This is a genomic window from Pseudomonas sp. PHC1 (assembly GCF_046487845.1).
Taxonomy (GTDB): Bacteria; Pseudomonadota; Gammaproteobacteria; order Pseudomonadales; family Pseudomonadaceae; genus Aquipseudomonas; species Aquipseudomonas sputi.
On sequence record NZ_JBJXHJ010000006.1, the window covers coordinates 102073 to 116693 of the forward strand.

The 14621-nt window shown below is 61.7% G+C and carries 11 protein-coding genes; 5 read left to right on the forward strand and 6 right to left on the reverse strand.

Annotation, left to right across the window (positions count from 1 at the left end):
- Window positions 1–11 precede the first annotated feature (11 nt).
- The 5 genes from ACKJSM_RS10925 to ACKJSM_RS10945 form a co-directional block, all read right to left on the reverse strand.
- Window positions 12–1481 (reverse strand): efflux transporter outer membrane subunit, encoded by a 1470-nt coding sequence (locus ACKJSM_RS10925; protein ID WP_410237420.1) that lies wholly within the window; start codon window positions 1479–1481, stop codon window positions 12–14.
- Window positions 1471–1953: a MarR family winged helix-turn-helix transcriptional regulator gene (locus ACKJSM_RS10930; protein ID WP_236177528.1), complete on the reverse strand. Its 483-nt coding sequence runs from the start codon at window positions 1951–1953 to the stop codon at window positions 1471–1473. The genes ACKJSM_RS10925 and ACKJSM_RS10930 overlap by 11 nt, the downstream gene beginning before the upstream one ends.
- Window positions 1954–2221: 268 nt before the next feature.
- Window positions 2222–5896 carry a translocation/assembly module TamB domain-containing protein gene (locus ACKJSM_RS10935; RefSeq protein WP_410237421.1) on the reverse strand — a complete coding sequence of 1225 codons (3675 nt, stop codon included), beginning with the start codon at window positions 5894–5896 and terminating at the stop codon, window positions 2222–2224.
- Window positions 5893–7620, reverse strand: a complete 1728-nt coding sequence (locus tag ACKJSM_RS10940) for an autotransporter assembly complex protein TamA (protein ID WP_236177526.1) — start codon at window positions 7618–7620, stop codon at window positions 5893–5895. The genes ACKJSM_RS10935 and ACKJSM_RS10940 overlap by 4 nt, the downstream gene beginning before the upstream one ends.
- A gap of 66 nt (window positions 7621–7686) precedes the next feature.
- On the reverse strand, window positions 7687–8337 hold the full coding sequence (locus tag ACKJSM_RS10945) for a GNAT family N-acetyltransferase (protein ID WP_007951503.1): 651 nt from the start codon (window positions 8335–8337) through the stop codon (window positions 7687–7689).
- 174 nt (window positions 8338–8511) lie between these two features.
- On the opposite strand from ACKJSM_RS10945, the gene xthA reads away from it, so the two are divergent.
- Together xthA and ACKJSM_RS10955 are read left to right on the forward strand one after the other, a co-directional pair.
- A complete protein-coding gene (gene xthA / locus ACKJSM_RS10950; RefSeq protein ID WP_236177525.1) occupies window positions 8512–9324 on the forward strand; it encodes an exodeoxyribonuclease III in 813 nt (270 codons plus the stop codon).
- A 120-nt stretch (window positions 9325–9444) separates the two neighbouring features.
- Window positions 9445–10779: a substrate-binding domain-containing protein gene (locus ACKJSM_RS10955; protein WP_410237422.1), complete on the forward strand. Its 1335-nt coding sequence runs from the start codon at window positions 9445–9447 to the stop codon at window positions 10777–10779.
- 64 nt (window positions 10780–10843) lie between these two features.
- Here ACKJSM_RS10955 and ACKJSM_RS10960 read toward each other — a convergent pair whose 3' ends face one another.
- Window positions 10844–12073 (reverse strand): acyl-CoA dehydrogenase, encoded by a 1230-nt coding sequence (locus ACKJSM_RS10960; protein ID WP_011334996.1) that lies wholly within the window; start codon window positions 12071–12073, stop codon window positions 10844–10846.
- A 177-nt stretch (window positions 12074–12250) separates the two neighbouring features.
- Between ACKJSM_RS10960 and ACKJSM_RS10965 the strand changes: the two genes are divergently transcribed.
- Genes ACKJSM_RS10965 through ACKJSM_RS10975 form a run of 3 tightly spaced genes read left to right on the forward strand, consistent with a single transcriptional unit; the run spans window position 12251 to window position 14581 of the window.
- Complete coding sequence (locus ACKJSM_RS10965) at window positions 12251–13195, forward strand: LysR family transcriptional regulator (RefSeq protein WP_410237423.1); 945 nt, start codon at window positions 12251–12253, stop codon at window positions 13193–13195.
- A 55-nt stretch (window positions 13196–13250) separates the two neighbouring features.
- Window positions 13251–13652 carry a MerR family transcriptional regulator gene (locus ACKJSM_RS10970; protein WP_039767497.1) on the forward strand — a complete coding sequence of 134 codons (402 nt, stop codon included), beginning with the start codon at window positions 13251–13253 and terminating at the stop codon, window positions 13650–13652.
- Window positions 13653–13681: 29 nt separating this feature from the next.
- Window positions 13682–14581, forward strand: a complete 900-nt coding sequence (locus ACKJSM_RS10975; RefSeq protein WP_236177522.1) for a hydroxymethylglutaryl-CoA lyase — start codon at window positions 13682–13684, stop codon at window positions 14579–14581.
- The last annotated feature ends 40 nt before the right edge of the window (window positions 14582–14621 follow it).

The following is a 14621-nucleotide window of genomic DNA, read 5'->3' on the forward strand; positions in this document are numbered from 1 at the left end:
AGTACCTTGAATTAGTTGTGCGGCGTGGCTGGGGTGGCGTTGGCTGCGGTCAGGGTTTGCCCCTGGAAGCCGCCGCCCAGCGCTTGCATCAGTTGAATCGACAGGTCGATCTGCTCGGCATTCAGGTTGGCCAACTGACGCTGGGCCTGCAGCAATTGCTGCTCGATGCTGAGCACGTCCAGGTAGTTGCCGATGCCGGAACCGTAACGCTGGACGACGGTGTTGTAAGAGTCCTGGGCAATCTCGGTCGCGTGCTGCTGGGCGCCGATCTGCCGGCCGATGTCACGCAACTGGTTGATCGTGTCGCTGACATCGCCCAGGGCTTTCACCAGGCTTTTGTTGTACTGCGCCACGGCGAGGTCGTAATCGGCGTCGCGGGCATCGAGGTTGGCGCGCAGGCGTCCGCCATCGAAGATCGGCACCGAAATCGTCGGGGCAATGCTGAAGAAGCGACTGGCGGAACCGAACATCGCGTCTCCCAACAGGGATTCGGCACCGGCGGAGGCCGACAGGTTCAGGTTGGGATAGAAGCGGGTCTTGGCCGAATCGATGTCCTTGCTCGCCGCCTCGACACGCCAGCGCGCGGCGACCAGATCCGGGCGACGGCCCAACAGTTCGGCCGGCAGCACCGAGGGCAATGCCACGGCGCTGGCTTGCAGGACTTTCGGTCGGGCGATTTCGTTGCCGCGATCCGGGCCCTTGCCGAGCAACACGGCCAAAGCAATTTTTGCGCTGTTCAGGCGTTTTTCGGCGTCGATCAGGCTGGCTTCGGAGCTGGCTTCCAGACTTTGGGTCTGCTGGAACTGGTACTGGCTGTCAATCCCCGAGCTCAAACGACGCTGGCTCAGGTCGAGCATCTGCTGGGTGCGTTTGAGGTCTTCGCTGGCCAGGTCATAGATGATGTGCGCCTGACCCAGATCGCTGTAGGCCCGTGCCACATCGGCGGCGAGGGTCAGTTGCGCGGCCTGACGGTCGACTTCGGCGGCGCGAGCCTGACCGAGTGCGGCTTCCCAGGCGTCACGCTGACCACCCCACAGGTCGAAGTTGTAATTGAAACCGGCGCTGATGTTGCGCACGGTGGCGTAGGCATCGCCCTGCCCTCGCGGGTCCTGATCCTTGGCCAGGCGCGAACGGCTGATGCCGGCGCTGGCGTCGAGGGTCGGATAACGCTCGGCATCGGCGGCATACGCGGCGGCGCTGGCCTGATGGGCGCGGGCGTCGGCGATCTGCATGTCCGGGCTGTCTTTCAGGGCTTCGCGGATCAGGCCGTCGAGCTGCGGATCGCCGAGGCTGGTCCACCAGTCGCTCTTCGGCCACGCGGCCTGGGACAGGGTGACGCCGTTGAGCGATTGCCCGGTCTCGAGGGTTTTCGCATCGAGGCTGGCGCCCTGGGTATCGAGGCCACTGTAGTTGGCGCAACCGGCGAGGATCATCGCCGACAGCAGCAGTGTCAGGCTGCTGCGCAAGGTTTTACCGCTCATTGTGTTCACCTAACCGCTGGAGGGTGATCGGGTCACCGGCTGCCAGCAAAATTTTCTTGAGGATGTATTCCAGGGTTTTCAACTCGTCCGGGGTTACGGCGCCGGCCAGTTCATTCATGGCGTCGGCACCGATGTGCGGCAGGCGATCGGCCAGTTGCTGGCCCTGCTCGGTGAGTTTGAGTTGCACCTGACGGCGATCGCCTTCGCTGCGTTGGCGAACCAGAAAACCTTTCTGCTCCAGACGGTCGAGCATGCGAGTCATCGAACCGCTGTCCAGCGACAGGTGCCGGCACAGCTCGGCCGGGGTGTCGACGCCGAACTGGGCCATGATGATCAACACCTTGAACTGCGCGGCGGTGATGCCGTGGGGTTCCATGTGGGTGTCGATGATCTTGTCCTTGAGTAAGGCGGCGCGGCCGAGCAACAGGCCGAGATGGCAATGCTTGAATTCGTCAGGGGTGAAATGTTTCATTTGCTCACCTAATAACTGCCTAGGCAGTGAATGTATGTCGAGATGTTACTGCCTAGGCAGCGAATGTCAACGTAATAGTTAGGTTGCTTTGTAATTAGCCGATCACCTGACCACGCAAGATCGTTCTCACGTCGAGGCATTGAACCGTCTGCGCGGGAATGCCTGAATGGACGCTCTGCGTCCGCTGTTGAATGGGACGCGGAGCGTCCCGGGCTGCATGCCCACGCGGAGCGTGGGAATGATCAGGATCAGGGAGGGAAGACGCGGGCTAGAAATCCCGCTTGTAGAAGATGTCCAGCGAACTGGCCACGCCGCTGGCGGCTTCGAGGTAGACCTTTTTGCTCAGTTTGTAGCGCAGAGCGATGGTGTTGGCCGGTTCGAACACACCCACGCCGTAACGCAGGCTGAGTTTTTCGGAGATGTTGCCGCTGGCCACCACGCTGGTGGTGTTGCCGCTGCCCTGGGTGTCGAGCTGAAAGTCCTGAATGCCCAGGTCACTGGCCAGACTGCTGGTGACCCCGGAACTGCCCATCAGGCCCAAACCGAGCGCCGCCTGCGCGAGCATGTTGTTGTCCTCGCCGGTGGTGCTCAGCGGACGCCCCAGCACCAGATAGGACAGCGCCTGCTCCTGGCTCATGGCCGGTTCCGAGAAAATCTGCGTGGTCGGCTGCTCGGCGCTGCCGCTCAGGCGAATACCGGCGATCACGTCGTCGGTCTGGCGAATCGCTTCGATGTCGAGATACGGCTGATCGATCGGCCCGGCAAACAGCAGACGCGCGCGACGCACCGTGAGGCGCTGGCCGTAGGCGCGGTAGCGTCCGTCGTTGAGCCACAGCTCGCCACGGGTATCCATGTTGTCGCCGATGTGCACCTGACCTTGCAGGTTGGCGGTCAGGCCGAATCCGGCGAAGCTCAGCTTGTCCTGGCCGACCACCACGTCGATGTCCATTTTCATCGCCAGCGGCGGTTTGCCCTCTTCGGTCTGCGCGCCGACGATGATCGTGTCATCGGAGACTTTCACCGTCGATGGCGGCAGTTCGCGCACGGTGATTTCGCCTTTCGGTACCAACACCTTGCCGGCTATCGCCAGCTCATCGCCGGCCATGGAAATCTTCAGATCCGGTGCCACTTCCAGTTTGGCGTAGGGCTCGACCGTCACCGGCAGTTGCGTACCCTTGAGCGCCAGATCCACCACCAGCGCCTGACCCCAGGCAACGTTGCCGTTCAGACTGCCCTGCCCGCTCTTGCCGCTTTTCCAGCCGCCATCGAGGCGCACCGACTCACCGGCAATCACAGCGGTGAGTTGCAGGTTCTGCAACTCCATCGGCAACTCCGGCCCAGACACTTCGCCGTCGCTAAGCTGCACCGTGCCATTGACCAGCGGCGCGAGCAGCCCGCCGGAAATCGTGCCGTTGCCATTCAGACGCCCGGTGAGTTTCTCGACCATCGGCACAAACGGCCGCGCCACCGACAGGTCAAGCCCGCTGAGGCGGAACGAGCCGCTGAGTGGCTTGTTCTTCGGCAGCGGATTGATCTGCGCCTGCACCATCAACTCACCGAGCTTGCCGCCGACGAAGTTGAGGTCGGTGTCGATGCGCTTGGGCGTGAGTTTGCTGTTGAGCTTGAGGGTCTGATACGGGAAGTCGAGCCACTGATCCTTTTCCTTCATGCGCAAGGTGCCGCCGCTGGCATCCACGCTGATCCGGCCGTTCGGGCCGCTGGCCGGCAGGTCCAGTTGCAGGTCGGCGTTGAGCTTGCCCTGCCAGGCGAAATCCTTGGGCAGCCACTGCGCCAGGCTTTCGATCGGGAATTGCTTGAGGTGATAACGCAGCTTCGGCTCCGGCATCAGGCGCTGATCTTCACCGCACAGACTGGCATTGCCGGACAGCCAGCAATGGGCGCCGAAGGTGATCTTGCCGTCAGCCAGACGCTCGAGCCTGGCCGGGTTCTGCAGCTTCCAGTCCTGGCCGCCGGCCTGAATGTCACCACTGGCCAGACGCCCGCGCCAGTTGCCTTTGTCCAGAGTGCCGTCCAGACCCAACGCCAGTTTCAGCTTCGGCCCGAGCAGATCGAGGTTGAGTTTCTGGTTTTTGATATCGCCCTGAGCGCTGGCGGTCAGGGTGCCCAGCGACGTGTCGCCGGCCTGGATGCCGCTGCCCTTGAGGTCGATCTTCGCCCGTTGCGCGCTGTCGAGGGTGGCATTGAGGTTGAGGCTTTGCAGGCGATTGTCCTGGAACGCCAGTTGCGAACCTTGCAGGCCGAGCTTGCCCTGCGGCGCCTTGAGCGTGCCGGCGACATCGACCCGACCGTTGATCTGTCCACGCAGCTGCGGCCAGAGCTGGGCGAGACGCGGCAGTTTGATGTCGATCTGGCCGGTGAGCTTCTGTTGCAGGCTGCCCTTGCCGTTGATGCTGTTGTCGCCGAGGCGGATTTGCAGGGCATTGAGATTCCACTGCTCGCCGGCGCCGTCAGCCTTGGCTTGCAGGATCGCCGGTTGGCCGCGCAGCTTGCCCTTCAGATCGAGGTCGGCATTCAGGCTCAGGCGCTCGTTCTTCATTTCGCCTTGGCTCTTCAACGGACCGGCCAGCGTGCCCGGCAACTCCGCAACCCAGTACGCCGGGTTAAGCGCCGACAGTTCCAGCGCGGTGTCCCAGGCAATGCCATCGGCGAATTGCACGTTCACATGGCCTTCGGCCTTGCCCTGCCCGGCTTCAAGTTTCAATTGGGGCAGGAAGATCTGCTTGAGGTTGCCGCTGAACGGACTGTTCAGGCTGAACGCCCCCGCCGGCCCGTCTGCGGCGGCGGCAAAGTTACCGATGTACTGACCGTCGGTGTAGGAGACTTCGCCCGTGAAGGTGCGCAATGTGACCTGCGGCTCGTCGATCTCCGGATAGAGCCGATGCCAGGGAAAGTCCAGCCAGTTGATATTGGCTTGGGCGCTGAGGCCTTTGCTCCAGTCGACGTTGCCGGTGAGCTTCAGGCTTTGCTTGTCATTGGCCGTCAGGTCGAGGCCGGCAATCTGCGCACCCTTGGCGTCAACCTTGCCTTTAAGCAACAGCGCCACCGGGGCTTTATCGGCAGGCAACGTGGCATTGCCGATGAGTTGGTAACCGTTTTTCAGGTCGCCTTCGCCGGTCAATACCAGTTGATTGAATTGCAGGGTGTCCGGCAGATCGGCGCTCGGCTTGAACGCCTCCGAGGTGATCCGCACCTTGGCCGGCAGGTTTTCCGCTAACGGTTGCAGTTCGCCGCTCAACTGGCCGTCGAGGTAGCCACGGCTGTCGGCGTGCAGGTTCAGGGTTTTCAGCAGATCGCCTTCGACCTTCAGCGCCAGCGTCCAGGGCTCGGGAGCCGGCGACGGCAAGGTCAGATCACCGGCGATGTTCAGCGGCCAGTTGCCGGTCGGTTGCAACAGGCCGGACAGATTCAGACTCAACTCATCGCGTTGCAGCTTCACGCTGTCGATCTGCAGGCCCTTGGCGGTCCAATGCGCCGCCAGTTGCAGGCCTTTCAATGCTTCGCTGCCGTTGAACAACAGGCTGCCGACCTGCACGTCGCCCAGCTCGATGGCCACGGGCAATTGCAGATCTGGAAGCTTGATTGGGCCGCTTTCCGTGGTGTCCTCGCTCGGCGGGAATTGCAGGCTGACGGTATCGGCCTTGAGCTGTTGGATGCACAGGGTCATGCGCGTCAGACACAGCGGCGACCATTCGAAGATCGGTTTGTCCAGCTCGACGCGGCTGCTGTCCTGCTGCCACAGCAGGTGATCGGCACTCCACTGCCCGCCGAGGCGGCCCTGGAAATTGTCGACGCTCAAGCCCGGCACCCGCCCCAGCACCCAACGGCTGCCAGCCTGCGTTCCAAGCACAGCGGTGATGCTCAATACGATCAGCAGCACCAGCGACAACAGCGCCAGTGCCGATATTTTCAAACCACGCTTCACAGCTCAGGCCCCATGGAAAAGTGCAGCCGGATGCCGCCATCGTCGTCCAGCGCGTGGGCCAGGTCGAGGCGGATCGGCCCCACCGGCGAGACCCAGCGCACACCGATACCGACCCCGGTCTTGAGGTTAGGCAGTTCGAGTTTGTTGAAGGAGTTGCCCTGATCGACGAAGGTCGCGACACGCCACTTTTCGGCAATCGAATATTGATATTCGACGCTGCCGGCCACCATGTAACGCCCGCCGATGCGGTCGCCTTCGGAGTTCTCCGGGGACAGGCTCTGATAGTCGTAGCCGCGCACGCTCTGATCGCCACCGGCGAAGAAGCGCAGCGACGGCGGCACCGATTTGTAACCGTTGGTGGCGCTGCCGCCAACCTGCACCCGGCCGAGCAGGCGGTGCTTGTCGAACACGGTGGTCAAGCCCTTGATCAGCGCCGTGCCATAAAGCAGGTTGTTGTCCGAGCCGAGGCCTTCTTTCGCCACTTTGCTTTCGAAGGTCAGGCGATAGCCATTGCGCGGATCGATGCGGTTGTCGCTCTTGAGGTAGGAATAGCTGACGCCGGGCATCAGCAAGGTGCTCAGACCGGAGTCGTCGCCGAGCTGGTATTCCTCGCGCTGCCATTTCAGTGAGATCACCCGCTGCCAGCCGCTGGGCAATTTGCTGTGCCATTCAGGGCCGAAGGTCAGCAGCTTGCTCAAGGTGTCGGAGCCGTCGATGTCCTCGTATTGATAACCGCCGGCCCAGCGCAGTTTGTCGGTCAGCGGCGGGTCCAGCGGGATGTCGTAGAACAGGCCGACGTTCTGCCGTGGCGCCGACAACTCCGCCTCCCAGCCGTAGCTGTCGCCCTGCGGGTTGACCCAGTGGCGGGTCCAGTTGGCCTTGATTCGTGGGCCGACGTCGGTGGAATAACCGAGACCCAGGCCCATGGTGCGCGGCTTGCGGGTGTCGAGTTTGACGTCCACCGGGATCACGTCATTTATCGCGGCGGTCGGCGCAGCGTCGACCCGCACACCTTCGAAGTAACCGCTTGATTGCAGGTCGCGGTTGAGTTCGGCGATCAGCTCGGAGTCATACGGCGCACCAGCCTTGAACGGCACCATGCGCTGCAGCAAGTCTTCGTCGAACGGGGTGTCGCCTTCAAAACTGACTTTGCCCAGCGCATAACGCGGGCCGCTTTCGTAGATCAATTCGACGTCGGCAACCCCGGCGCGGGGATCGACCAGCAATTTCTGGCTGGTGAAACGGCCACTGAAGAAGCCATAGCGCGAGGCCTGGTTCTGAATCAAGCGTTTGGCGTCTTCGTAACGCCCATGGTTGAGCACCGCGCCGGGTTTGAGCACGTCACTTTTCGGGACTCGAAAGGACTTGAGGGAGGCCGCCGGGCCGTCGACGCGCACGGTCACGTTGCGCAGGCGGATAGGCTCGCCGGGATCGATGTTCAGCACCAGACGCGGTTTTTCACCGCCCTTGACGTCACTTTCGATCTGCGGCTGGTAATAACCCAAGGCCTGAGCGGCCTTGCGCGCCTGCTCTTCGGCGCCACGACTGAAGCGCTGCAAGGCTTCTTCGTCACGATCGCCGAGGCTGCCGATATAGCCTTCTATATTGGCTTTGAGTTCATCGTTGGACGGTTTGATCCGCACATCCAATTCACTTTGCGCCAGCGCCGCGCAGCTGCTTAACAGCATGAGCACGCCACTGGTAAATCTTCCTGGAAACTTCATAGGCGCGGATGCTATCACGGGCTTGGGAGCGTGATAGAACAGGAAATTCCCCCAAAAGTTCGACGGTCATCCCGTTGCTGTTTGTAACACCTGCGGGTTGGCATGGAAAAACACGTGCTCGCGCACCGGGCCCACGGCGACTTCACCGATTTCCTCGTAACCCTGACGCTTGTAGAACTCAAGGTAACGCGGGTTGCCGGTGTCGAGGATGACGCCTTGGGAGCTTTCGTCCACCGCGCACCAGTTGTGTACCGCTTGCAGCAGTTGCTCGCCGAAATGCTTGCCCTGAAATTGTGGATGCACGCCGAGCAGCGGCAGCATGTGCACCGAGTCGGTCGGCACGCAGGCTTCAACGGCGGCGTGGTATTCCAGATAACGCCGGGTGCAGCGGAAACCGGTGCTCAGCACCATGCGCAAACGCCAGGCCCAACTCTCGGTAACGCCCAGACGCCGCTGCGGCGGCGCGATCAGGGCGATGCCGATCAGGCGATCGTTGACCAACAGGCCGATGGCCGGCAGATCCTGCAGGAAATGCTGTTTGACCAACTCCCGCACCGTGGCCCGCACCCGTTGTTCGTAGCCAGGACGCTCGGCTTCGAACAGGTAGGCGAAGGTCGGCTCGTGACGGTAAGCCTGATACAGCAGGGATCGCGCTTCACGGGAATAGCCGCGGTCGAGCATATGAATGTCGGCAATGGCGGTTTGGGTTTCAGGCATGACGGTGATTCTCCCTGGACGGGACTCAAGAGGCCCCGTTCTTGTTATACGAGCCTTGGGCAGAAGGGATCGTTCCCACACCCGAAAGACATTAGCAGCGCATATGGACTACCGCCACGCTGGCCCAGATCCTACATGTCAGCTAGCATCGCCCTTTTGCCAGGACTGCCGACCATGAAGATCGTTTCCTTCAACATCAACGGACTGCGGGCCCGTCCGCATCAGCTGGCGGCGCTGATCGAAAAGCATCAGCCGGACGTCATCGGCCTGCAGGAAACCAAGGTCCACGACGACCAGTTCCCGCTGGAAGAAGTGCGGGCCCTGGGGTATCACGTGTATTTCCACGGCCAGAAAGGCCATTACGGCGTTGCCCTGCTCTCGCGCCAGGAACCGATTGCCGTGCACAAAGGCTTCGCCACCGATGAAGAAGACGCGCAGCGGCGCTTTATCTGGGGCACGTTCGCCGACGCCAATGGCGTACCGGTGACGATCATGAACGGCTATTTCCCACAGGGCGAAAGCCGCGACCATCCGACCAAATTCCCGGCCAAGCAGCGTTTCTACAGCGATTTGCAGGCGTTGCTGGAAAGCCAGTTCCACAACGAGCAACCGCTGGTGGTGATGGGTGACGTCAACATCTCGCCGGAAGACAGCGACATCGGCATCGGCCCGGACAACATGAAGCGCTGGCTGAAAACCGGTAAATGCAGCTTCCTGCCGGAAGAGCGCGAGTGGATGGCCCGCCTGAAAAACTGGGGCCTGACCGACAGTTTCCGTCACCTGAACCCGGACGTGACCGACATGTTCAGCTGGTTCGACTACCGCAGCCGCGGGTTTGAGGACGAGCCGAAACGCGGTCTGCGCATTGATGTGATTCTGGCGTCGCATGGCTTGCTGCCACGGGTGAAAGCCGCCGGTGTCGACTATGAGCTGCGCGGGATGGAAAAGCCTTCGGACCATGCGCCGATCTGGCTGGAATTGAGCTGATACCGCAATCCCCTCAAATCGCTGTGGGAGTTCGCTCCCACAGCTTGAGCGCTGTCATTTTTCAGAAACGTCTTTGACTTAATCTCCCCGGCAATCCCCTTGGCTGCAAGCGGTGCCGGCATGACCCTGCGTGTTCTGTTCGTCTTTCTCCTGAGCGCCTGGCTGCAGGTTGCGGCCGCGGCGTTGCCCATTCCCGAGAACGGCCCGGTATTGCGCATCCAGGGTTCCAACACCATTGGCGCAGCGCTCGGCCCGGCATTGGTTGAAGGCCTGTTGCACGATCAGGGGCTGTTGAAAGTCCACAGCGAAACCCCGGACACCGCCAACGAACAACGGGTCGTCGGCCAGACGGCCCAAGGCCAAAGGGTCGTCGTGGAGATCGCCGCCCACGGTTCGAGCACCGGTTTCACCGCACTCAAGACCGCCAGCGCCGATCTGGTCGCCTCGTCGCGTCCGATCAAGGACAGTGAACTGCTGAGTCTGCAATCACTGGGCGATCTGAAAAGCCCAGGCGCCGAGCAAGTGATCGCCATTGATGGTCTGGCGATCATCCTTCATCCCGACAATCCGCTGAATCAATTGAACACCGAACAACTGGCGCGAATCTTCAGCGGCGAGGCGAAGACGTGGGAAAACGTCGGCGGCAAGGGTGGGACGATTCATTTATATGCGCGGGATGATCAGTCCGGCACCTACGACACGTTTAAGGAACTTGTCCTCAGCCGTCGTGGGAAATCCCTGAGCAATGCCGCGAAACGGTTTGAATCCAGCGAGCAGTTGTCCGATGCCGTCAGTGCCGATCCGCAAGCCATCGGTTTCATCGGCCTGCCCTATGTGCGCCAGGCCAAGGCCGTGGCGATTGTCGACGGGCAATCCCAGGCGATGCTGCCGCTCGCCAGCCTGATCGCCACCGAAGACTATCCGCTGTCGCGGCGGCTGTTCTTCTATCTACCGCCCGACAGCAATAATCCGTGGGCCAGGGCCTTGGTGGAGTTTGCGCAAAGTCCCCGGGGTCAGGCGATTGTCGCGGCCAACGGTTTTATCGCCCAGACCGTGCAGGCCATTGCGGTGACGCCGAATGCGCTGATGCCCGAGGGTTATCAATCCCTCAGCCGCCACGCCCAGCGTCTGACCGTGAACTTCCGCTTCGAAGAAGGCAGCGCCAGCCTCGACAACAAGGCCCGCCAGGATCTGGCCCGGGTGTTCGACTATATAAAGCACCACGACAAGACCGACCGCGCGGTCACACTGGTGGGATTCGGTGACGCCAAGGACGACCCGGCACGGGCGGATTTGCTGTCGAAGCTGCGGGCGATGGCGGTACGCCGGGAGCTGGTGAAAAACGGTGTGGTGCTCCGCGAGGTGCGCGGGTTTGGCGCGCTGATGCCGGTGGCAACCAACAGCGGGGATGAAGGCCGGATCAAGAATCGGCGGGTTGAGGTGTGGGTTTACTGAATCTGGTGTTGATGATCGTTCCCACGCTCTGCGTGGGAACGATCACCGATAACGCGCTTTTGGATCAGCGCTCGCTACGCAGCATTTCCTTCGGTACGTACTTGCCGATTTCGAACTTGCCGATCGCCGCGCGGTGCACTTCGTCCGGGCCGTCGGCCAGACGCAGGGTGCGTTGCATGGCGTACATGTAGGCCAGCGGGAAGTCGTTCGACACCCCAGCCCCGCCGTGAATCTGGATCGCCCGGTCAATCACCCGCAACGCGACGTTCGGCGCGACGACCTTGATCTGCGCGATCTCGCTCTTGGCGACCTTGTTACCCACGGTGTCCATCATGTACGCCGCTTTCAGGGTCAGCAGGCGTGCCATGTCGATTTCCATGCGCGAGTCGGCGATCTTGTCGACGTTACCGCCCAGACGCGCCAGCGGTTTACCGAACGCGGTACGGCTCACCGAGCGTTTGCACATCAGTTCCAGCGCACGCTCGGCCATGCCGATCGAGCGCATGCAGTGGTGAATCCGGCCCGGGCCAAGGCGCCCCTGAGCGATTTCGAAGCCGCGTCCTTCACCGAGCAGGACGTTTTCGTACGGCACTCGCACGTTGTCAAACAGCACTTCGGCGTGACCGTGAGGCGCGTCGTCGTAACCGAACACCGGCAGCGGACGGATAATTTTTACGCCGGGGGTGTCGACCGGCACCAGGATCATCGAGTGCTGGGCGTGGCGTGGCGCATCGGGGTTGCTCAGGCCCATGAAGATCAGGATCTTGCAGCGCGGATCGCAGGCGCCAGAGGTCCACCACTTTTTGCCGTTGATGACCCACTCATCGCCATCACGCACGGCACGGGCGGCCATGTTAGTGGCGTCGGAGGATGCGACGTCGGGCTCGGTCATGGCGAACGCCGAACGGATCTCGCCGCGCAGCAGCGGCTCGAGCCAGCGCTGTTTCTGTTCTTCGTTGGCGTAACGCACCAGCACTTCCATGTTGCCGGTGTCCGGCGCCGAGCAGTTGAACGGCTCGGGGCCCAGCAGCGAACGGCCCATGATTTCCGCCAATGGTGCGTATTCGAGGTTGGTCAGGCCGGCGCCGAGTTCCGACTCAGGCAGAAACAAATTCCACAGCCCTTCAGCTTTTGCCTTGGCCTTGAGTTCTTCCATGATCGCCGTCGGCTGCCAGCGATCGCCTTCGGCAACCTGACGCTCGAACACGGCTTCGGCCGGGTAAACGTAAGTGTCCATGAACGCGGTCACGCGCTCACGCAGTTCTTGCACCTTGGGCGAATAAGCGAAATCCATGAGCAATTACCTTCTTGGGCAGAGGTTGTTTAAGTCATGCAATCGATGCTAGAACAGCGTTGATAATTTACCTAGCCTATTCTCGGCGTGTATAAACATTCATCACCGATATATGATTGGTTGATTTTCCAGGCCGCCCTGACCTGTACCCTCCACCTATAACAAGAGAGCCGCGTAATGAATCTGAGCAAGGTCGACCTCAACCTTTTCATCGTCTTCGACGCGATCTACACCGAAGCCAACCTGACCCGCGCCGGGCAGATTGTCGGCATTACCCAGCCAGCGGTGTCCAACGCCTTGGCGCGGTTGCGCGAGACCTTCAACGACCCGCTCTTCGTACGCACCGCCCAGGGCATGGTGCCCACGCCCATGGCGCAGAACATCATCGGCCCGGTGCGCAATGCGCTGTCGCTGCTGCGGGTATCGGTTCAGGAAAGCCGGATTTTCAACCCCTCGCAAGCGGTCAAGACCTACCGCATCAGCATGACCGACCTGACCGAAGCGGTGATTTTGCCACCGCTGTTCCAGCGCCTGCGTCGTCTGGCGCCGACGGTGATCATCGAAAGCTTCCTGTCCAAGCGCCGGGAAACCACCAAGGAGCTGGCCGCCGGACGCCTGGATTTTGCCGTGGATGCACCGCTCAACACCGATCCGCAGGTGCGCCACGTCAAGCTGATGGAAGACCGCTACGTCTGCGCGATGCGCAAGGGCCATCCGCTGGCGACCAAGGAAAAATTCACCCTCGACGATTACCTGTCGCTGACCCACATTCATATTTCCAGCCGCCGCAGTGGCCTGGGCCATGTCGATCTGGCGTTGGGCAAAATGGGTATCCAGCGCAAGATTGCCCTGCGTTCGCAGCATTACCTGATGGCTTCCCAGGTGTTGCAGCAGACCGACATGGTGATGACCGTGCCGGAGCGTTTCGCCCGCCGCCATGACCTGCATGCGTTCAATCTGCCGGTCAACGATGTGCCGCCGGTGGAAACCCATTTGTACTGGCACGAAAGCACCGATCAGGACCCGGCCAACCGCTGGATGCGCGAGCAGATGATCGAGTTGTGCCAACAAGTGACAGCCCACGAGAAGAAGCTCGATAAGGCGCAGGTGTCCGCGACTTGACGTAAACGTCAACCTGCCATTAGCTTAGCGCCAAGACCTTATTGCGAGCGCTTTCATGAGCAGCCAGACCTACAGCATTTCCGATCTCGCCCGCGAGCTGGACATCACCACCCGGGCGATCCGCTTCTATGAAGAACAAGGCCTGCTCAGCCCCGAGCGCCGAGGCCAGGAACGCATCTATTCGCCGCGCGACAAGGTCAGCCTGAAGCTGATCCTGCGGGGCAAGCGCATCGGTTTTTCCCTGGCCGAGTGCCGCGAGCTGATCGAGCTCTACGACCCCTCCAGCGGTAACACCAAACAACTCAACAGCATGCTGGCGAAAATCAGCGAACGTCGGGCACAGCTTGAACAGCAACTGCTGGACATCGAACAGATGAAGCTGGAACTCGACACTGCCGAAGAGCGCTGCGTGCAGGCGCTGGAGCAGACGCTCAAGAGTCAGCAAGTCGCGCAGTAGCCTCCCGATAATTACAACAGGTCAACGCCATGTCCCTCCCCTCCCAAGTACGCCTGATCGAAGTCGGCCCGCGTGACGGCCTGCAGAACGAAGCCCGGCCCATCAGCGTCGCCGACAAGGTGCAACTGGTCGATGCGCTGAGCGCCGCCGGCCTCGGCTATATAGAAGTCGGCAGTTTCGTTTCGCCCAAGTGGGTACCGCAGATGGCCGGTTCCGCCGAAGTGTTCGCGCAGATCCAGCGCAAACCCGGCGTGACCTACGGCGCGCTGGCGCCGAACCTGCGCGGTTTTGAAGATGCGCTGGCCGCCGGGGTCAAGGAAGTCGCGGTGTTTGCCGCCGCGTCCGAAGCGTTTTCGCAACGCAACATCAATTGCTCGATCAGCGAAAGCCTGGCGCGGTTCGCACCGATCATGGAATCGGCGAAACAGCACGGCGTTACCGTGCGCGGTTACGTCTCCTGCGTGCTCGGCTGTCCTTATGAAGGCGAGGTCGCGCCGGAGCAAGTGGCGATGGTGGCCCGTGAGTTGTACGCGATGGGCTGCTACGAAGTGTCGCTGGGCGACACCATTGGCACCGGCACCGCTGGCGCCACTCGCCGGCTGTTCGAAGTAGTGTCGAAGCAAGTGCCGCGAGAGAAACTCGCCGGCCACTTCCACGACACCTACGGCCAGGCCATGGCCAACATCTACGCCAGCCTGCTGGAAGGCATTGCAGTGTTCGACAGCTCGATCGCCGGCCTTGGCGGCTGCCCGTACGCCAAGGGCGCCAGCGGTAACGTCGCCACCGAAGACGTGGTGTACCTGCTCAACGGCCTGGGCATCGAGACCGGTATCAACCTCGACGCCTTGATTGCCGCCGGCCAGCAGATCAGCGCCGTGCTGGGTCGCCCGACCGGTTCGCGCGTGGCCAAGGCCCGTAGCGCACAGTGAGGGGGACGGTGTTACCGCTGAGTTCGAAACGTGGGCACAA